This is a genomic window from Rothia gullae (assembly GCF_024294905.1).
GTDB lineage: Bacteria > Actinomycetota > Actinomycetes > Actinomycetales > Micrococcaceae > Rothia.
The window spans coordinates 1-19810 of the sequence record NZ_JANCOC010000006.1 but is presented as its reverse complement, the minus strand read 5'-3'; the positions used below and the strand labels follow the sequence as shown (position 1 = coordinate 19810).

Genomic DNA, 19810 nt, shown 5'->3' with positions numbered 1-19810 from the left:
AAAGAGCTTTGCCTAGAAACTGCCGCTGCCGCCTCCTGTTTTCGCACACTCACTCTAGGAGTTTTATGCTCACCGTCTCTACTGTGCCGCTTGTTTTGTGTACGGCACTTGTTGCGTTGACTTTGTTGATTAGCGGTATTGCTAAGGCGAAGGACCCGCAGAGTACCGTGACTGGTATTCAGAATCTTGGTTTGGAGAAGATCGCGCCAACCCGTGCGGTGTCGCTGATTTTGCCGTGGTTCGAAATCGCCCTAGCCGCCGTTCTGTTGCTGTCTCCGGTGCGTTTGCCTGTTGTGATTGCTTCGGGTTTGGCGTTGATTCTGATGCTGTTTTATACGGTGGTGATTGCGCGCGCGCTGGCGACGGGTCGTACTGCGGGTTGTAATTGTTTTGGTTCTGAGTCGAATGCGCCGGTGAGCCGTTATACGCTGGTCCGTAATGTTACGTTGTTGCTGGCGGCGGCTGGTGCGCATGCGAGCGCGTTGAGGGGCGGCACGGGTGTTGTGTCGACTCTGCTGGATCTGGGTAATAGCGGCTGGACTTGGGTTTTTGGTGCGGCACTGATTGCTGTGACGTTGGAGGCTGTTCGCCGCGGTGATGCTCTTGCAAAGCCGGAGCCGCAGGCTGAGGTGATTTTGCCGGAGCCGGTGTATGACGAAAACGGCGAGGAGCAGTATGTTCGCATGCCGATTCCGCATGCGGCGCTGTACCTGGAGAATGGTCGCCACACGAATATGCGTGCATTGGCTAAGCATCAGGCGCGTGTGCTGGTGTTTGTGTCGGCGACCTGCGCTGGTTGTGTGAAGTTTTTGAAGACGATGTCTTCGTGGCAGGAGCGTCTGCCGCAGGTGGCGTTGCATCCGGTGTATTCGAGTCTGGATTCGTTGCAGACCTCGCGTAATGCGGGTACGTTGCCGGAGGGTTTGACTCCGTTGATTGACCGTGAGGCTGGTGCGCGCGCGAATTTCGGTAATGGTGTGCCGTTGGCTGTGGTTTTGGGTGCTGATGGTCTGATTGCTGGCGGCCCGGTGGCTGGTAAGGAGCAGGTTGAGGAGCTGCTTGCTGATATTGAGGCGCAGTTCGCTGAGGCTGCTCGTCTGGCTGAGGAGGAGCGTCAAGAGCAGATGCGTAAGGCGCTTGCTGAGGATACATCGAGTACTGGTGGCGATCACCTCTAACCGTTCCTCTGTAGCTTCTCTGCTTTTTGTGCGGCCTCGATAGCCCCGTCCGGCTCTTACTGCCTTTACCGGCAGGTGCCGGGTCGGGCTATGCTAGAACGTAGCGCACACACCGCTTATATGCCGCGGTCACCTTGCCTGGTGGCGGTTGGCGCATCCCAACCCTGTCTAAGGAGTTTTTATGGCAATGATGAGTTTCAACGCTCCGGGTGAGCGTGAGAAGTCCTTGTGGCTGGTCCGTAAGGAGAGCAACCCGAATCATTCTCAGTGGTACATTGACCGTTTTAAGGCGATGGAGGCTGAGGGTAATGATATGGCGGGTGAGTCTCGTCTGGTGAACGCTATGGCTTCTCGTGGTGCGAAGATTCTTGATGCGGGTTCGGGTCCTGGTCGTGTGGGTAAGCAGCTGCACGCGTTGGGTCACCGTGTGACGGGTGTGGATATTGATCCTGAGCTGATTGAGGAGGCGCGCCGCGTCTGCCCGGATGCTACTTGGATTACTGCCGATTTGGTGGATTTGCCGGAGGTGCTGGGCATTGAGGGTGAGGCTACGGCAGAGAATGGTTTTGAGCTGCTAGTGTGTGCGGGTAATGTGATGGGTTTCTTGGCTCGTTCGACTCGTATGCCGGTGGTGGAGAATTTCCGTCGCGTGTTGGCGCCGGGTGGCCGCGCTGTCGTGGGTTATGGTTCGGGTCCGGGCCGTGATTATGCGTTTGAGCAGTTTTTGGCGGATGCCCGCGAGGTTGGCCTGAACGTGGATAACACCTATTCGTCCTGGCAGATGCACCCGTTTGTGGAGGGTTCTTCGGAGTTTTTGGTGGCGGTGCTGTCGCGCCCGGCGAACTAGGCTCGCATCTAAAGCTAGCGCGCAGTACGTCTTGAGCTAACGCGCAATGCGTTTTGAGCTAGGCATACAAATGGCCCGGCGCCTGCCCCATCTGGGGTGGGTGCCGGGCCTTTGAGCGTCCTGAAGATGCGCATCCGAAAAGAAGCACCGTTGAAGAACGGGTGTTCTAGTGGATGAGGTAGATGGTGCGTGCGAGTTCTTCGGGCATGAAGGATGCGGCGAAGAGGATTGCCACGATGATGACGGCGAGTGTGGTCATGAGGCTGGAGCGCCAGCCGGGGTGCAGTTCGTTGAAGGTGATAAGCCCCTTGTGTTCTTTGTCCATGTTGACCACGTTGATTTGTTTGTAGATGGTGGTTTGGGCGGAGAGTTTGGAGGAGACTTCTCGCATGGTTTTGCCGTCCCAGACGCGGCCGTCGATGCGCATGAGCTGTTTGCCGTCTTTGTCGACGGCCCACATGGCGGGGAAGCTGCGGTAGCGTAGGCGGCCGGCTACGGTTTTGAGTTTCTGGCCGTAGGCTTTTTTGGGGTAGAGCTTTTCGGCGTAGATGGTGTGGCCGATATTTTCGAGGGGTACGGCGACCCAGCCGAAGGTGCGTGCGCGGAGCACGTGGGTTTTGGTGATGACGATGATGGTGGGTTTGAGGACTGAGTAGAGGTTTACGCCTGCGATGGTGCCGATGAGCAGTACGAGGATGGTGTACGGCGGGGCGGGTCGCTTGTATAGGATGAAGGCAAGCGCAGCGAGGAGCACGATGGTGCCGGGGAGTGCCGCTTCGATGCGTCTGCCATAGGAGCGCATGCGGGGGTGGAATAGTTCGTTGATTTCGCCGTATTTGGCGGGGACTTCGTGAGCGCGTTCTGCCATATACACAACTTTAGTGTGTGCGGTGCGTGAAACCTAGCGGACTACCTGCGTTACTCTGGTTCTATGCGTAATTTTTCTCCCGTGGAGCGGGTTCTGGCAATGTGGATAGTTGGTGTTGTGGTGGCGGTTTCTGTGGCTGCTGCGGCGCTGGTTATGACGAATAAGCTGGTGTATGGTCCGACGGGTCAGGTGCGGGAGTATTTTCATGCGTTGCGTACGGGTAATGGTTCGTATGCACGTGGTTTGTTGGGTGCGCAGATTCCTGAGGGTGACGTGTCTTTGTTGGATGGGGATGCTTTGAGGCGTTCGGTGTCTTCGTTGGGGGAGGTGTCGTATGAGGTGGTGGAGACTAGCGCGGATGGTGAGCATGCGACGGTGCGGGCGTCCTATATTTTGGAGGGTTCGCAGCAGCATACGGATTTTCGTTTGCATCGTTCGGGCACGCATTGGGGCTTTTTTGATAAGTGGGCTATTGATGAGGCGTCTTTGCCGTCGGTGAAGGTGAATATTCAGGGTGTGGAGGCTGCGACGATTAATAACCGTAAGGTTGCGGTGGATGATGGTGCGGCGTTGTTCCCGGTGTTTTATCCGGGTGTGTATGCGGTGTCGTATGATTCGACGGTTTATACGGCGCAGAAGGTGAATGAGGTGGTGACTGCGCAGGATGCGAATCATGCGGTGCGTATGGAGTTGAAGCCGAGTGATAATGCGTTGTTGTCGGTGAAGGAGCAGGTGCAGGATTATTTGAAGAAGTGTACGCAGCAGAGCACTCTTTATCCGAGTGGGTGCCCTTTTGAGTATGCGTTTACGGGTCGTGTGGATTCTGAGGTGAAATGGTCTGTGGTGAAGGTTGCGGATCCGCAGGTGAGTGTGAATTCGGCGGGTGTGTGGTCGTTGAAGCCGATGTCGGGTACGGCGAAGGTGTCGTTTACTCAGTTGGATTTGTATACGGGTGAGCGTTCGCAGGTGCAGAAGGAGATTCCGTTTACGTTGAAGGCGTCGGTGGAGGCGGATGCAAAGGCGGTCCGAGTCTCCTTCTAAAACTGCTGAGCGGCAAGAGCCTGTATGCTCTGAACGCTACATCAGGGTGCCCGAGCGAAGCGAGGGCGGGTTCCCTGTAGGAGCGAAGAGCATACTGGCTCGTGGCTTATATGGGTCGAGAAAGGGCCGGTGTTATCTGTAGCGACATCAGGGTGTCCGAGCGAAGCGAGGGCGGGTTCCCCTGTAGGAGCGAGGATGACCCGACCCTTTCACATACCAGCCGCTCTGAAACCACAAACATTCTGAAGACAACAAGGAACCGATACTATCCGTAGCGACATCAGGGTGCCCAAGCAAAGCGAGGGCGGGTTCCCCTGTAGGAGTGAGGATATGTACCGGTTCCTGTTTTATGTATTTAGGTGACTAGTTGATACCGCGAAGGTCCAGGACGAGTTCGCTTTCGTCTGCCTCGTCACCGGTCACGACGACGGGAATACCCCAGTCCTGCTGGTAGAGGTGGCATGCTGCGTGCTCGGGGATGTCACCGTCGGGGGTGCCGTCGCAGGCGGCGGCGCGTGCGGTGATGTGCAGGACTGCCTCGGTGATTTCGGGGTTGAGTACGAGGGTGCGGGTCAGTCCGATGGAGGTGCCGGCACCTTCCAAGATGAAGTTCTCGGGGGTGGATGAGATCTTCAGCTGGGTGGGGTCGCCCCAGCGGGTGTCGAGCTTCTGGCCGGTGGGCACGGTGAATCGTGAGGTGAATTCGAGGGCGCCGCCGGTGAGCTTGGTGGAGGGGCGTGCGGTGGTGATGGCGCCTTCGTCGACGTGCTGTGCCTTGGCGGGGATAGAGGCGCGTACGAGCTGGTGCGCGTTGGTTTCGACGATGATGAGGCGCGGTTCTTCGCCGGGTGCTTCTTCGACGAGCAGGTCGGAGGGTTCGTCGAGGCCGCGTTCGAGGGTGCCGAGGGTACCGGTTGCGGGGTCCCAGCGGCGGATGGCGCCGTTGTAGGTGTCGGCGACTGCGATGGATCCGTCTGGCAGTTCGGTCAGGCCAAGGGGGTGCTGCATGCGGGCGGTGTCGGAGTCACCGTCGACAAAGCCGAAGTCGAACAGGCCCTTGCCGACGGCGGAGGTAACCTGTACGCCGTCCTCGGTGAAGGTGATGTGGCGCAGGCCGCTGGTTTCGGAGCATGCGACCCAGAGGCTGCCGTCGCGTGCTTCGATGATGCCGGAGGGCTGGGCAAACCAGGCTTCGGCGGCGGGGCCGTCGGCGAGGCCTTCGACGCCGGAGCCTGCGAAGATGCTGACGGTGCCGGTGACGGGTTCGTAGCCGAAGAGCTGGTGGGTGCCTGCCATGGCGATGATGAACTGGCCGGCTTCGCGGGAGTAAACAGCGTCCCAGGGTGAGGAGAGCGCGATCTCGGTGGCGGGTACGCCGGCGGGGATGCGGTTGGGGTCGCCGGTGATGGCGTTGTCACCGTCGATGACGCGCTGCACGCCGTTGCCTGCAAGGGTGCGTACTTCGCCGGTGCGCAGGTTGAGGGAGCGTAGGCGGTGGTTAACGGTGTCGGTGACGAGCACGTCGTAGCCGAGCTGTTCGCGCAGGTTTTCGGGTACGAGGGCGAGGCCGGCGGGTTCATTGAAGCGTGCTTCGGTGCCGTCGACGTGGCCCTTGACGGGGTGGTTGATGGGGTCGTCGCCGCCACCGTAGGTGTTGATGACGGTGTTGAGGTCGGCTGCTACCTGCAGGATGCGGTGGCGTGCGCTGTCTGCGACGAGGTAGGTGCGTTCGCGGTTGCCGAAGAGGTTTGCGGGGCCGAATTCGGCGGGCAGTTCGATGGCTTTGCCGGGGAAAGCGTAGGTGCCGGCTGCTTTGGGGCGGGGTACGTAGGGGCCGTCGCCGCGGTGTAGGGTGCCCTTCGCCTCGTGTTCGGCAACAAGTTCGCGTACGAGGGAGGTGAGGCCCTGTACGTGGCCTTCGCCGGAGAGGTGGGCGACGATGTAGCCTTCGGGGTCGACGACGACGAGGGTGGGCCATGCGCGGGCGGTGTATGCCTGCCAGGTGGTCAGTTCGGGGTCGTCGAGTACAGGGTGGGTGATGTGGTAGCGGTCGACGGCTGCGGCGAGCGCTACGGGGTCTGCTTCGTGCTCGAATTTGGGGCTGTGTACGCCGACGGTGACGAGTACGTCGGAGAATTCTTCTTCGAGGGGGCGTAGTTCGTCGAGGACGTGTAGGCAGTTGATGCAGCAGAGGGTCCAGAAGTCGAGAATAACGATTTTGCCGCGAAGGTCCTGCAGGGTGAGGTTTTTGTCGCCGGTGTTGAGCCAGGCTCGGCCTTCGAGTTCGCTGGCGCGCACGCGTACGTTGCGGGTGGTGTTCTCGCTCATGGTTTTCTCTCCTGTTGGGTGCGCCGTGTGTGGGCGCGTTGGTTTGCTGTCCCTATTATGCCAGCGTGGCGGGGTGGGTTCGCCGGGGGTTGAGCATTGTGAACGCGGGAGGTAACGGCTCGTCATATTACGTCATATTTGCGTGAGTTGAGGAGTACGAAAGTGGTATGCACGGGTTTGGAAATCATTGCATCTCATTCATTCGCCCTGCCCTCCGGTACCGATACGCCGGGGCACCCCCGAAATATTTAACTTAATAAGTTAAGCCTTCCCTAACTCTTGATTAACTCAACCCTTAATTTTTAGACTGGGAAGGTGCGATTTTTCGGACACCCTTCTGCGGGACTCGCCGATGACCCCGCCCCCACCCAAGGCCCGCCCTGCAGGCGGCGCCCTCCCCAAGAGAAAGGCCTCCCATGGTGCAACGTCAGCTCCCCAAGCCCAGCGAACTACTTGAATTTATGCAATTCAAGAAGCCCAGCCTCGACTTTGCAGGCAACCGCCTACAGAGCGCACTGACCATCTACGATTTGCGCCGCATCGCAAAGCGCCGCACACCAGCCGCCGCTTTCGACTACACGGACGGCGCCGCGGAAGGTGAACTGTCAATGACCCGCGCCCGCCAGGCCTTCGAGGATGTCGAGTTCCACCCGGGCATCCTGACGGATGTTTCCACCGTAGACACCACCACGAAGGTGCTGGGTGGCACCTCCGCTCTACCCTTCGGTATCGCCCCCACGGGCTTTACACGCCTCATGCAGACCGAAGGCGAGATTGCCGGATCCGGCGCGGCGGGGGCGGCGGGCATCCCCTTCACCCTCTCAACCCTGGGTACAACCAGCATTGAGGATGTGCGCCGAGTCAACCCAAATGGCCGCTTGTGGTTCCAGCTGTACGTGATGCGTCAGCGTGAGATTTCCTACGGCCTGGTCGAGCGCGCCGCAAAGGCTGGCTACGATACGCTCTTCTTCACTGTAGATACACCCATTGCGGGGGCGCGCCTGCGCGATAAGCGCAACGGCTTCTCCATTCCGCCCCAGCTTTCGCTGAAGACAGTGGCGAACGCGATTCCGCGCCCGTGGTGGTGGTATGACTTCCTCACCACACCCAAATTGGAGTTCGCTTCACTCTCCTCGACAGGCGGCACGGTGGGCGAATTGCTGGACGCCGCCATGGATCCGTCCATCAATTACGAGGATCTTAAGGAAATCCGCGAGTTGTGGCCCGGCAAGATTGTCATTAAGGGCGTGCAAAACGTGGAGGATTCCAAGAAGCTGGCTGATTTAGGCGTGGACGGTATCCTATTGTCGAACCACGGCGGCCGCCAGCTGGACCGCGCTCCGGTTCCCTTCCACCTGCTCCCGGAAGTGGTTCGCGAAGTCGGCAAGGACACCGAAGTGATGGTGGATACCGGCATTATGAACGGCGCGGATGTGGTGGCCTCGCTGGCCTTGGGCGCCAAGTTCACGCTGATTGGCCGCGCCTACCTATACGGACTCATGGCGGGTGGCCGCCGCGGTGTGGATCGCACGATTGAGATCCTCTCGGAAGAGGTGCGCCGCACAATGCGCCTGCTACAGGTCAGTTGCGTTGAGGAACTCGAACCCAAGCATGTGACGCAATTGCGCCGCCTGCAACCCATTCCGAAGATCTAAGCCTCTCCACCCCGAACAAGAAATAGTTGAAGACGCCCCGCGCGCATCCTTAGGGCATGCATGCGGGGCGCCTTCAACAAGGATTTACTTTTCGCTCTCCTGCCGTTTATGGCCGCTGGTAACCGGCGACGTCAAGCATGCGCCAGATCGCTACCGCAACCAGCTTAGGCAACATTGGTCGGCTTCACGCCTTCCTTCGGCTGAGTGGAGTAGTCACCCACGGGGGCCGGAGGCTTGGGGAGCTCCAGGGAATCATAGTTGGTTGAGCTGGCGCCGGTCTTGGAGTTGAAAAGAGAGGCGGTACCGTCCTCCTGAACGGCCACGATGTCACCATTCGGGTTAATGGTGCCCCACGTGCCGTCCTCATCCACGGTGCTCAGCGAGCCATCGAGGCTGGCGCGTATCCAAGCGCCGTCATTCCTAATGAGAATATAGTCGCCGTTCGCAGCCTCAACAATGGAGATGGCGCCGTTGGGATCACTATATACAGTACCGTCAGTGTTCGTGGACTTCTTCGTTGAGGGATCCTTCTTGGCTTCTTCGAGGCCATTCTTCAGGGATTCATAGTTCTTTTTAACAGTCTGAGGCGAGGAGTCATCACCCTCGTTACTCTCGGGTGCAGCATCTTCGGAGTTTGCGTGATCGTCAGGTGCGTGCTCTCCAGGCGCTTCAGAGGAGGTGCTCGCGGTCGAAGCGGAGTCGCTGGCCGACGTGGAAACCGATACGCCACCCAAGGTGGATGCCGACGCACTTTGGCTTTCGGACGGTGCCTTAACAGTGTTACCGCAGGCGGCCAGGCCAAGGGTTGCGGCAAGGCTCAGGGACAGGACAGCGATAGTTTTTTCACTGCGTTTTCTCTTTTCTGATACTACCCCGAGGTTTGTCGGGGTGCCCCGTGGTGTGGTTGTTTAGTTCGAGGACCCGGAAGGCTTGACCTCATGGTAGCACCGTATCCCACCACTACCACTACCGTACTTTCCCGGGCAATTTTAAAGCGCATAAAAGCGCCCCGCACCTATCCTTTTTTTGGGGGGGGGGATAAGCACGAGGCGCTTTTGTCAGTCAGCGCGGGGTCAGAAAAACCCGAGGAGATGACCTATCGTAGCTAGTCCTGTTACTTGGGCTGAACGGGCTGAACAGCCTCGGTCTTAGCCTTGGCGGGTTTGGTGGGGACCTTGGGAGCCTGCAGCTCGGACTTCTCGGCCCCCATAATGGAGGTCACCTCGCCGGAGGCATCCACGGTAGCCTGTACGCCACCGTTGGTCTGGATGCTCCAGGAAGCCGTCAGCCTGCACGGAAACCTGGCTTTCGGCGTCCTGGTGGGTCCAGGAGCCGTCAGATTCAACCTCGATAATATCGCCGTTGGGTGCATGATAGCTCCAACTACCGTCAGAGCCGATTTCAATACGGCTGTAACCTGTAGCGGTGCTAACGATGAAGTTTGACGTAGCGGAATTGGATTTACCGGAATTCTCTTCGGCCTTCTCATTAGCCTTGGCAGACCCCTTCGAATCGCCATTGACGGTAATATTGCCGTTTGTTTCCGCGGTGATGCCGGTGCAGTCAGCACCGCTCACGATTATGCTCCCTTCACTGACAGTCACGGTACCTTGGCTGGCGGTTGCGGGGGGACTGTGGCTAGCAACCTCGCTAGCTTTGACGGTCACCTTACCGTTACCGGCGTTAACGATGGCTTCTGTTATAGGTGGCTGTGGTACCGGTGTTTGAGGCGTTCTGGGAGCCACAGGCACTTAGGCCCAGAGTTGCGAGGCTGCCAGTGAGAGCACTACTACACCGGTACGGAAGTTACGGTGGTTGCTGGCGCCGTTCTGATTCTGTCGTGCCATGTGGTGGTTCTCTTATGTACTACCCGGAAGAGCTGGTTTTCCGGTGGTGTATGGATCCGGCCGAAAGGCTCCCCGTTACCTATCCTCAACGGGTTTTATCTTTCGCCGTAACACCAGCTTAGACTGCGATTCTAGGATTGAGCTTTAGTTAGCTCTGTTTAAACTGTGTCCCAACATTTATGAATAAGTATTTTTTCCAGAAAGAATAGAGAATCTTGATTCTACACTCAGATTATGCATAATTTTCATGTATTTTGCATAAATTTTCCTTAATTTTTCTGTGGACACCCCGGGCGGAAACACAAAAATGCTGAAGAGAAACCCCACAAAAATATGGAAAACCAGAAAATACAGCGCTCCTTCAATCCTCTCTTCCTACTCCGACGCACTCCATCAAAAGATGCGAGACACACCCTATGAAATACAGAAGACCCCCACCATAAAAGTGGGGGTCTTCCGACAGATTCAAAGTCTCAAGAATTACTTCTTAGCGACTGCTGCCTTCAGCTTGGAGCCTGCGGTCAGCTTCACGCCGTGACCGGCGGGAATCTGGATAGTTTCGCCGGTCTGCGGGTTACGGCCGGTACGAGCTGCACGGTCGGTGCGCTCGATTGCCATCCAACCGGGGATGGTGATCTTCTCGCCCTTGGAGACGGAAGACTCGAAAACCTGGAACACTGCGTCGAGGACTGCGTTGACGGTTGCCTGGCTCTTGCCAGACTTCTCTGCAACCTCTGCAACGAGTTCGGTACGGTTCTTAGCCATTAGGGTGCCCCTTCCAGAGACTTAGATTTGAGTCTAAAGCGAGTGACCGTCTTGCGACGGAAAACCGTTTAGGAACTAAAATACCAGATTTACCAGCTGGACTTGGTGATACCGGGCAGCTCGCCACGGTGTGCCATCTCACGGAAGCGCACGCGGGAGATACCGAACTTCTGGAAGGTACCGCGGGGGCGGCCGTCGATCTGGTCGCGGTTACGCACGCGAACGGGGGAAGCGTTGCGGGGCAGCTTCTGCAGTGCCACGCGTGCTGCTTCGCGCTCCTCGGGGGTAGCGTTCTCGTCGATCAGGGTCTTCTTCAGCGCGATACGCTTCTCGTTGTAGCGAGCGACGATGACCTTGCGCTGCTCGTTGCGAGCGATCTTGGACTTCTTAGCCATTCTTAGCGCTCCTCTCGGAAGTCAACGTGCTTGCGAACGACGGGGTCGTACTTCTTCAGCACCATACGGTCGGGGTTGTTGCGGCGGTTCTTACGGGTCACGTAGGTGTAACCGGTGCCAGCAGTGGACTTGAGCTTGATGATAGGACGGAGGTCCTTAGCCTTGGATGCCATTTACTAGATCTTCTCCCCGCGTGCGATGATTTCTGCAACAACGGCATCGATGCCACGAGCATCGATAACCTTGATGCCCTTAGCGGACACGTTCAGGGTTACCTTACGACGCAGCGAAGGAACCCAGTAGGTCTTCTTCTGAACGTTCGGGTCGAATCGACGCTTGTTGCGGCGATGCGAGTGCGAAATGCTGTGTCCAAAGCCGGGAACAGCTCCGGTCACCTGGCAGACTGCTGCCATGTTTCACTCCTTTATTGATTGACTTTTATGACGGTACGCAGTCGATGTTACTCGTGAGCGTCCCGCCACCAATGTAGAAGCACCGGGTTATTCGCCGGGCTAGAGTGTTTGAGATCGTCACGTGGGTGAGAGGCCACGCATCGATCCCCGCCGCGGGAAAAACGGTGAAGCTTATTAGTGTCGAGAGGCGTTTCCACCACTACGAACAGCGTTAAATTCTAGGTAAATACGGGGGTTCGTGCAAGCCTGCACGCCGAATTTTGCCTTAAAAATCCGCGGAATCTCGGGGTTCTGAGCCGATTGCGCCTCGTTTAAGCGAAGCGTTCGATTCGCGGATGCACGCCTGCCTTCGAGTAGCAAACATACCCATCCATTCTATCAAAAATGGGTGTTTTTGCAAGTCCAGATGTTTTTAAGGAATTCTTTAACGCCCCTAGTCAGGCGTTAATGCACCTTTTTAAGAACAGATGTTCTCTATGTGACCGGGGATAAATTACACCGGTGAAATTCATGTTGTGAGATTAACAGCTTAAGCCGGATTTAAGCCTTAAACAGCCCCGCGCCACCGATTCTTACGGTGTGCGCGGGGCCATTAAACAGGCTTAAACACGCGTTTAAAGAGCTTTTAACTCTCGTTTTAACGCTTCCACCCCGGTTTTAAAGGGCGGTTTAAGGGTTTGCAACGGTACGTGTAACGGCGGATTTAACGTTCCAGTTACGGCGTAAATGCGGGTACAAATGCGCTACAGATACAGCACAGGGCACTCCCCCGGCATAAGTTTTACGCCGTAACGTGCGCCCCCTCAGCATTAGTTCTTAAGGGCGTTAGTTTTTAAGGCTTGCCGCGGGGACCCACTCCGGGTACTTGGGGCTAACACCGTCGCCGGAGCTCGTACCCTTCAGACGGCGGCCAATCCACGGCAGGGCAAACTCGCGGACCCAGCGTGCCTCCTGCTCAATCTTCTCGCGAGCGGTCAGCTGCATCTCCGGGGGCAGTACCGATTCAGTGACCACACCAGGCAGGCCGAGCTGCGCCAGCACGCGGGATGCGAAGCGTTCGTGGCCGAGGTCGTTCATGTGCAGGCGATCGTCAGCCCACAGACGCCAGTCGAGGAAGTCATTCCAGCGCCAGTAGTCGATAATGTGCACGCCGTGATCTTCGGCGATACCGCGCAGTAGCTCATTGTAGATTGCGGTACGGCCGCGAGTACGGGCGAAGGGGCCCTGGCCCTGTACATCCAGGCCGGTTACGGTAAGCACTTCGATTCCTTCGCCGCGCAGGGTGGCGAAGGCTTCGTCTACGTGGGTCAGGAGCTGGTCAATATCCACGTTGGGTCGCATGATGTCGTTGCCGCCGCCGTAGAAGGTGACGAGGTTGGGCTTCAGCGCCAGGGCTACCGGCAGCTGCTCATCGAGAATGGGAATGAGCAGGCGGCCGCGGATAGCGAGGTTTGCGTACTGCGCCTGCGGGTCTACTGCACCGAGACCTTCGGCAACGCGGTCTGCCCAGCCGCGCAAGCTGTTAGGGCGGCGGCGGTCAACGTCGCCCACGCCTTCGGTGAAGGAGTCACCGATTGCCACGTAGCGTACTGATTCACCGTTAAGCTTGCCGTTGGAGTCTAGGAGCGGGGTCGTCATTATGTTCTTCTTTCCGGGCCTCTGTAGAGAATGACCCTTCTATGGAAGAAGCCGGCACACCCGCGCGGTGTACCGGCTTCTTCGCTTAGCTTTCGGTGCGTCCTGCTTTCCAGTATCCCATGAATGAAACATCATTTTTGGATATGGATGCCTCCTGGACACAGATACGCCGTAGCCTCTTAACTATCGACGATTCACCCGCGATAAACACGTAAATCTGCGGGTTTTCGTCATCTGCCAGGCTCCACACAATCTCAGCATTATCTACGTTCTCCAGCTTTTCAGGCGAAATCTCATGATTCTCGCGGACCTGCACACCTTCAAGGTTCAACAAACTCCGCAACCCGGTAGCCAGTACTTCCCCTCGAGGAGCATCCTCACGAGCACACCAGTGTATCTTTACCCATTCCAGTTCTCGCAAGGGTGGCAATATCGGGTAAACATCATCCCAAAGCGCTTCTAGGCTATCTGCCGCATGCGGCCCCTCTGCAACAAGATGAATCTCAACATCTTCTTGCTTCTTATCGTCCAACGCATATTCTGCAAGGATGGAAAGCGCGGCGGGTACCGCGGTTTCATCCACAGCCATAACAATACGGCGGGCGCCAGCATCCGACCACGAAGCCCACAGGGGTTGCCCTGCAAGCGGAGCGAGAATCGATACTCAATCTCCTACCTGGGCAAGTGAAGCCCAGGTAGTCCCCGGTCCCATACGTTCAATCCCATCAGCATCTGGCTCTGTGTGAAGCACAAAATCTATATCAATCTCGGGAAGCGCATATTCCCCTACTCCGGTAGCAGAGGTATACCGCTGAGGTAGGACCGCCAGCCCTTCTGGAGTTACCGGCTGAGTTGGAAGTTCAGCGCATATGGTTGCTACTTCCTGTACAGGAACGCGCAGACGGAAAGCACGTAGCGTGTAGGTGCGCATCCAGCCGCGCTGAGATTCAGGCTGGGCAAACCAATCTTGCCGCCATGAGTCGTTAAGATCAATGTGAACAGAGTTTTTCTGCAACGCGCTGATTCGTCCGTGTTCATCTCGTTGAGCTGCCGGTGGGATAAGCAGTTTAATGTATCCGTCAAGAACACCGATGTAGCTTTCACCATCATCAATGCTGTGGGAGAAAGCCGTATCATCTCGACCTAGTCCGTTGCTCAGCCCGCCCAGCGCTATAGGACGCGCTGCGTACTGCAACGCAGGACCGACCAAGCTCACCCGTATGTAAGAAGGGCTCAATCGCTCCACTCGGCTCACCACTAGGGTAAAAAGACCGTAGGCATTCTCGCCATGAGTACGCACACGAGATTGTTTATTTTGCATCACCATAGTTAGGCGTTTTTCTGTCCGATAGCTGAGCGAGGATGCGGAACAACCACGACGCTGCCGTCGTTAAACGGGTCCGCGACCTCGGCTTTCAGGCCGAAAATGGTGTGCAGGTTCTCGCGGGTGAGCACTTCGTGTGCTTCGCCTTGGGCGACGATGGAGCCGTCCTTCATCGCGACGAGGTAATCGGCGACTCGGGCGGCACGGTTCAGCGCGGGGGATCCGCTATATTGGCGAACTTTAGAAGTTCACTTTTCCGTTGACGAGCCAGCCGCCTTCCGCTGCACGCTGGAAGACTTCCTGAGCCATGGTGCGGCCATAGGTCTTGGAGACATGGTTGTCGTCGAAGTAGACGTAGATGTTTCCAACCACGGGACTGCACATGTCATCCGGGCAGTACACGTCCTTCAGATCCACCATCACGGCGCCCTGGTCACGGTACTTGTCGAAGACTTCCTTTGCAGGGTTTTCGGCAGCGTACTTGTCACTTGCGGGTCGTGCGCAGGAGCTCTTGTCGGCGCTGGCCTTCTGAGCGCACTCGTAGATGTTGTACTCGAAGCGCGGGTTATCGCGCAGGCCAATGACTTGGACTCCTGCTTCGGTGAGGCGGCGGACCGTCTCGTCGAGGCTCGGGTCGACTCGTTCGTCGTTCGATTGCGCCTGGGCAACGGTGGCGATGAGCACCACGGTCTGCGGCTTACGCTTGAGAATTTCCTCGGTCATCTTGGTGTTGAATTCCGAGCATTCGTTGCTGGCGTTGACGGCGCGGACCGGGTACTGGCAGCCACCGAACAGGTAGGTCTGCAGGTTGCTCTTGGTCTGTTCTGCGATGGGCTTGAAGATGCTCAGCGCCTGTTCGGCGTGGGAGTTACCGATGACCATGGTTAGCGGTGCGTCGTCGGGGCCGTACTTCTGCACGCTGCAGTACTTGGCGAGTGCCAGGTCGGAGGGCGCGAAGCCACCGGCGCAGGGGTCGCTCAGCCCGTCAAACTGGGTTTTGACGTCACCACCGGAGGGAATGGGGTTGTCAATGAGTCCCTGCTGGGCGCCGCCGATAGCGTGAGCGCCGGGGTAGTTTTCGCTGGCGGTCTGTACCTTCAGTTCGGCGTTGTGTTCGGACTGGGTGTTGCGGTAGCCGATCCAGGTCTGTGCGGCTACCAGGGGTACGCCTGCGACCAGGAAGATCGCGAGGATGAAGGCGAGCTGGTCTGCCCAGGTCTTGACCGAGAAGACGGTCTTGAAGCGCATCTTCATCATGAGCCAGGGTACGAAGGGGTCCTTACGGTAGCGCAGCGGCTTTTCGACGAAGCGGATGAGCAGCCATGCCAGGCCGATGGAGGCCAGGATGATGATGGCACCTTCGATGAAGTTCACGCGGGAGGTGCCGACGGCGCTGCTGTAGAGAATGAGGATGGGCCAGTGTACCAGGTACAGGGCGTAGGAGATATTGCCGAGGTTCTGCAGGGGCGCGGAGACCAGCAGTCGGTCGATGCCCCAGCGGCTGTTGGTACGGCCTGCCATGATGACGAGCGCGCCGGAGAGCACGGGCCAGAGTGCCAGGTAGCCGGGGAACGCTCGTTCCACGGGCAGGATTGCGCCACAGGTGACCAGGCCGATGATACCGGCCCAGCCCATAACTACTCGAGTCTTTTCGGGTGCCTTCCACTTGAGGGTGAGCATTGCCAGCAGGGTTCCGATGGCGAATTCCCACAGGCGGGTGCGGGTGTCGAAGTAGGCGAATCCCTGGTTGGTGTCGGTTTCGACAATGGAGAAGGTCAGCGATGCGACGAACACCGTGTTGAAGATAAATACCGCGGTGGTGAAGAGGTTCCCGCGAAATCGGTGCACGACGTAGGCTACTGCGGCGAAGAGCAGGGGCCAGATGATGAAGATCTGTCCCTGGATGGAGAGCGACCAGAAGTGCTGGAAGGGTGACTTCACGGAGGCGTTTTGGGCGTAGTAGTCTACGGAGCTGAACGCGAGGTTCCAGTTCTGGAAGTAGACCAGGGAGCTCGTTGCGTCGGTTACGGTTTGCGACCAGCGACTGGGCGCGAGCACGAAGAAGGACGCAATGGTGGTACCCGCGATAACCACGGTGGCTACGGGTAGCAGTCGCTGGAAGACGTGCAGCCAGTAGTTGAGGAGGTTGAGAGGTTTACCTTCGTTGATCTTGCGCATGAAGGAGAGCGAGAGCAGGAAGGCGGAGATGAAGAGGAAGACATCCACACCGCCGGAGACTTTGCCGAACCAGACGTGGTAGAGCACCACGAGGAGCACGGCGAAGGCGCGCAGGCCCTGAATTTCAGGGCGGAACCCTCTCGACTCGATGAATTCTTCGAGGGGGGGGTAGTCGCTGGCTTCGCGTGCTTTTATGCTGCGCGGTGCGGTGGTGTAGGTTCCCTGCGAGGCGGGGGCCTGCGGGGTTCCGGAGGTTTCAGACATTCTCGGTTCCTCAGGATGGATGTCGATGTGCTAGTTCGGGCCCCTTAGACACTACAGGACACTCGTACAATAAAATCCTGACCCGCACCTCTGCTATGAGGCTGGTGCGAACCAGGATTTTTCTGAGCCCCCTACCGGATTCGAACCGGTGACCCTCTGTTTACAAGACAGATGCTCTGGCCAACTGAGCTAAGGAGGCAACCTGTCCAGTGTACCTTATTCTTTTGGTTGAGTCTGCTTAGTTGTTCTTTTAGGGTTTATTTGAGAATACTTCTAAATTATGGGGTGATGGTATGTTCGTTTCCTTCGTTTTGCCCCTTATGAGCACCACCTCTGTATGCTGCTCACCCACCCCTCGTACTCATCACCGTGTATGGTAAAACCCGGTACCCTCACGTGGAGGTTACCGGGTTTTCGTATCGAAGAGGTTACTTCTTCTTAGCTTCGATCTTTTCCTTCAGGAAGGTGCTGAAGTCGTTGCTGGTGTACTGGTCGCCATCAACGAAGACAGTGGGGGTACCCTGAATGCCGTTCTTTGCGGATTCAGCGTTGACTACGTCCACGAAGGGGCGCCACTTGCCATCGTTCATATCGGAGCCGATGGAAGCGTGGTACTTCGAAGCGATGTCGGCAATCTGCTGGTTGTTCATGTCGCCGTTACCCTGGTGGGTGAAGATCTCGCGCTGGTAGTTCAGGAAGTCGCTGGTGCTGACCTGGTTTGCCACGGAGTATGCTGCCGCCGCGTTACGTGCGGAGTATGCGGTGGGCGAGGTGCGATCCAGGAAGGTCAGGTTGCGGATTTCCAGGGTGATGTTGCCGTCTTCGACGAGCTTCTGGATTTCTTCACCGTACTTCTTCTCGAACTCTGCACAGTGCACGCATTTGTAGTCCTGGAAGATGGTCACGCGAACGGGCTGACCGTTCTTGGATGCCTCTTCAGCGCTCTGAACGCCCGGGGGCAGGGTGTTGACGGCTACTGCGGTTCCGTTGACCCTGGGGGTCACGGAGGAGGTCGAGGTTGCGAGTTGCTTGAAGTCGCGGGTCTCCTGGGTAGAGGAGTTCTGGACGATGCCGTCCTTGGTCAGCACAATGCCACCGTATTCGTTGGCGCTGGAGGGCACCGGGCCACTTTCTGCTACCTTGGTGTTCTTGTTGCCGTTGACTACGACGAAGCCGATGATACCTACAATGATGAGGACCACGGCGAGTACGCCAAACTGGAGCCAGCGGCGGCTTGCCTGGCTGGGGCTCTTCTTGGCCTGCTGGGCCGCAATCTGGCGGGCTTTTTCGCGGGCGTCGGTCGACATGCCTGCTCCTTTGGTTGGGAATATGGGTGGCGGTTCGTCCACTTCTTCTAGCCTACTCAGGTTGGAGTGAGCGTCCATCCGAGCAAAGCTTCAGATGACCAGGCTCTTCCGGCCCGAGGTTATTCTTATCCCCTATAGGGTATTCTAGAGCTCTAGCTTCCTGCCGCGTGCGGCAGCTGAAAGCTATGTCGATCAGTTCCTATCACGTGGATAGGTTCTGTCTTTTCTCTAGTGTGGACGTACCGCGCTACCCGTCTAGCCTACCGAATGGGTGCCTTATCGGCTAGTTAATACTCTGACTGAGATATCGTGGTGTCTGTTCTCACGCTCTCAGCTTATTTTCCTCGTAAATTTTCGTAGCATTGGGAGGCGCCTCTCCCCTGCCACAAGTAGCGCACAAGTATAGCGCCGAGGCACCCACCTGGTTCAGCTCACCAGCAGTTAGGGAATGTTATAGACCTCTACCCCGTCGATATAGGGGCGGGTGTTGTAATTGCCGTTCCACTTCACGCTTAGACCGTGCTTCTCCAGTACGGGAATAACCGTCTCTCGCAGCAACTGTACGGAGAGTTTCTCGTGAAGGGCACTAATCTCTTCTTTCTGCGCATCCCTCAGGGTATTCCATTTTTCTTCATCCCTGGGGTAGGCAAGGAAGGAACCAAAGCCTACGTAGGTGCCGCCGCTCTCAGCAAGGCTTTCAGCGTCCTGCTGGTGGAAGTAGATGTATCCCTTCCATTCACGGCTATCGTCAATCTCATCCCAGATCTCTGCGGAGGCGCAGGTACCGCAGCAGGTGAAGTTCTGTCGTGCGATGACTCCTTCTTCTTCCAGCGCTGCGAAGGCGCTGTTAAGGTTGGAGTTCTTCTGCATTTCGGGGGTAATGCCCAGCTCAACAGCAAAGGCACGACGACGCTTGATAAGTTCTTCGGTGTACTCTTCAGCGCGCTTTTCCCAGAGCTTGCCTTCTTCATCATCGTATCCCAGGTCGAGGGCACCCATAATGCTTTCGACGTACATGTCAGTGTCAGGTTCTCCCATGAAGATTAGGGGCCAAAGGCTCCAAAGCAGTTCAGCTTTGTCTTCTTCGTCCAGTCCCCATTCTTTGGGGAAGGGCGGGTCGAGGCGTTCTTCGCTCCAGCGTTCGTAGATGCTCTTCTCATCAGCCATGATGATGCTCCTTTGCTTGCTGTCTACTCGTTGAGGTAGAGATGTGGACTGCTCTTGTTGTTAAGGTATCAAGAGTTTCTCTGCCGTGCCCTCTATTTCGTCATTCAGGCGGATCTGTGAACTCCCCATCTCATTGCCTCTGTATCAGGTTGGCCCGCTATCTGGTGAGGCTGCAGCCCCTGTTCCTCTGCCTCTCTGCTGCGTCTCTGAGTTTCTGGATCTATGAGTCTCAGAGTCTCTGCACCTTTGCTGAGTTAGGTGTCTTTCGTTCTAGGAGTTTTCGTTCTAGGAATTTTTGGGTACACAAAAAGAGGGGAAGACCTATAAGGTCTTCCCCTCTTGAATAAAAAACCCGCGGTGACCTACTCTCCCACACCCTCAAAAGTGCAGTACCATCGGCGCGAAGAGCCTTAGCTTCTGGGTTCGGAATGGAACCAGGCGTTTCCCTCTTGCTATAACCACGGAAAATCTAGCGAATAACTTCGTTATTCAAAATTTCCGAATAAAAAGCCTCAGCCTCCCGAAGGAAGCCCAGGGTTATTATCCAAAAACCATACAGTGAACGCAAACAACAAACATCTCGAAAAAGTAAGCC

General features: G+C 57.1%; 19 protein-coding genes, 1 tRNA gene and 1 rRNA gene. 4 read left to right on the top strand and 17 right to left on the bottom strand.

Going from position 1 to position 19810, the window contains the following annotated elements:
• Positions 1–65 precede the first annotated feature (65 nt).
• Positions 66–1178 (top strand): MauE/DoxX family redox-associated membrane protein, encoded by a 1113-nt coding sequence (locus NML54_RS04965; protein WP_254756276.1) that lies wholly within the window; start codon positions 66–68, stop codon positions 1176–1178.
• Positions 1179–1359: 181 nt separating this feature from the next.
• A complete protein-coding gene (locus tag NML54_RS04960; RefSeq protein ID WP_254756274.1) occupies positions 1360–2025 on the top strand; it encodes a class I SAM-dependent methyltransferase in 666 nt (221 codons plus the stop codon).
• Between the two features lie 166 nt (positions 2026–2191).
• Here NML54_RS04960 and NML54_RS04955 read toward each other — a convergent pair whose 3' ends face one another.
• Positions 2192–2893 (bottom strand): hypothetical protein, encoded by a 702-nt coding sequence (locus NML54_RS04955; protein WP_254756272.1) that lies wholly within the window; start codon positions 2891–2893, stop codon positions 2192–2194.
• A gap of 63 nt (positions 2894–2956) precedes the next feature.
• Here NML54_RS04955 and NML54_RS04950 point away from each other — a divergent pair, with 63 nt between their 5' ends.
• A complete protein-coding gene (locus NML54_RS04950; protein WP_254756270.1) occupies positions 2957–3934 on the top strand; it encodes a hypothetical protein in 978 nt (325 codons plus the stop codon).
• A gap of 363 nt (positions 3935–4297) precedes the next feature.
• Here the strand turns inward: NML54_RS04950 and NML54_RS04945 are convergent, their stop codons facing one another.
• Entirely contained in the window at positions 4298–6262 is a 1965-nt protein-coding gene (locus NML54_RS04945) for an NHL domain-containing thioredoxin family protein (RefSeq protein WP_254756268.1), read from the bottom strand.
• A gap of 416 nt (positions 6263–6678) precedes the next feature.
• On the opposite strand from NML54_RS04945, the gene NML54_RS04940 reads away from it, so the two are divergent.
• Positions 6679–7917, top strand: a complete 1239-nt coding sequence (locus NML54_RS04940) for an alpha-hydroxy acid oxidase (RefSeq protein WP_049340534.1) — start codon at positions 6679–6681, stop codon at positions 7915–7917.
• 164 nt (positions 7918–8081) lie between these two features.
• Here NML54_RS04940 and NML54_RS04935 read toward each other — a convergent pair whose 3' ends face one another.
• The 15 genes from NML54_RS04935 to rrf all read right to left on the bottom strand — a co-directional run bounded on the left by NML54_RS04935 (position 8082) and on the right by rrf (position 19681).
• Positions 8082–8651 carry a transcriptional regulator gene (locus NML54_RS04935; protein ID WP_254756266.1) on the bottom strand — a complete coding sequence of 190 codons (570 nt, stop codon included), beginning with the start codon at positions 8649–8651 and terminating at the stop codon, positions 8082–8084.
• A gap of 380 nt (positions 8652–9031) precedes the next feature.
• Complete coding sequence (locus NML54_RS08855) at positions 9032–9157, bottom strand: hypothetical protein (protein ID WP_256500236.1); 126 nt, start codon at positions 9155–9157, stop codon at positions 9032–9034.
• Positions 9158–10244: 1087 nt separating this feature from the next.
• A complete protein-coding gene (locus tag NML54_RS04930) occupies positions 10245–10529 on the bottom strand; it encodes an HU family DNA-binding protein (protein WP_005509029.1) in 285 nt (94 codons plus the stop codon).
• An 89-nt stretch (positions 10530–10618) separates the two neighbouring features.
• Entirely contained in the window at positions 10619–10924 is a 306-nt protein-coding gene (gene rpsN / locus NML54_RS04925) for a 30S ribosomal protein S14 (protein ID WP_005506731.1), read from the bottom strand.
• A gap of 2 nt (positions 10925–10926) precedes the next feature.
• Entirely contained in the window at positions 10927–11097 is a 171-nt protein-coding gene (rpmG, locus tag NML54_RS04920; RefSeq protein ID WP_004005967.1) for a 50S ribosomal protein L33, read from the bottom strand.
• 3 nt (positions 11098–11100) lie between these two features.
• Entirely contained in the window at positions 11101–11337 is a 237-nt protein-coding gene (gene rpmB, locus NML54_RS04915) for a 50S ribosomal protein L28 (protein WP_004005966.1), read from the bottom strand.
• A gap of 825 nt (positions 11338–12162) precedes the next feature.
• On the bottom strand, positions 12163–12975 hold the full coding sequence (locus NML54_RS04910) for an SGNH/GDSL hydrolase family protein (RefSeq protein WP_254756264.1): 813 nt from the start codon (positions 12973–12975) through the stop codon (positions 12163–12165).
• 85 nt (positions 12976–13060) lie between these two features.
• The gene (locus NML54_RS04905; protein ID WP_254756262.1) at positions 13061–13564 is read right to left on the bottom strand and encodes a siderophore-interacting protein; all 504 of its coding nucleotides are present in this window, start codon (positions 13562–13564) and stop codon (positions 13061–13063) included.
• Positions 13565–13639: 75 nt separating this feature from the next.
• The gene (locus NML54_RS04900; protein WP_254756260.1) at positions 13640–14302 is read right to left on the bottom strand and encodes a siderophore-interacting protein; all 663 of its coding nucleotides are present in this window, start codon (positions 14300–14302) and stop codon (positions 13640–13642) included.
• Positions 14303–14304: 2 nt separating this feature from the next.
• Positions 14305–14472: a hypothetical protein gene (locus tag NML54_RS04895; RefSeq protein ID WP_254756258.1), complete on the bottom strand. Its 168-nt coding sequence runs from the start codon at positions 14470–14472 to the stop codon at positions 14305–14307.
• Positions 14473–14539: 67 nt separating this feature from the next.
• The gene (locus tag NML54_RS04890; RefSeq protein ID WP_254756256.1) at positions 14540–16741 is read right to left on the bottom strand and encodes an acyltransferase family protein; all 2202 of its coding nucleotides are present in this window, start codon (positions 16739–16741) and stop codon (positions 14540–14542) included.
• Positions 16742–16866: 125 nt separating this feature from the next.
• A tRNA-Thr gene (locus NML54_RS04885) sits at positions 16867–16940 on the bottom strand.
• A gap of 229 nt (positions 16941–17169) precedes the next feature.
• On the bottom strand, positions 17170–18048 hold the full coding sequence (locus NML54_RS04880; RefSeq protein ID WP_254756254.1) for a DsbA family protein: 879 nt from the start codon (positions 18046–18048) through the stop codon (positions 17170–17172).
• A 441-nt stretch (positions 18049–18489) separates the two neighbouring features.
• Positions 18490–19215 (bottom strand): DUF6891 domain-containing protein, encoded by a 726-nt coding sequence (locus NML54_RS04875; RefSeq protein WP_254756252.1) that lies wholly within the window; start codon positions 19213–19215, stop codon positions 18490–18492.
• Between the two features lie 349 nt (positions 19216–19564).
• A 5S ribosomal RNA gene (gene rrf / locus NML54_RS04870) occupies positions 19565–19681 on the bottom strand.
• Positions 19682–19810: the final 129 nt, after the last annotated feature.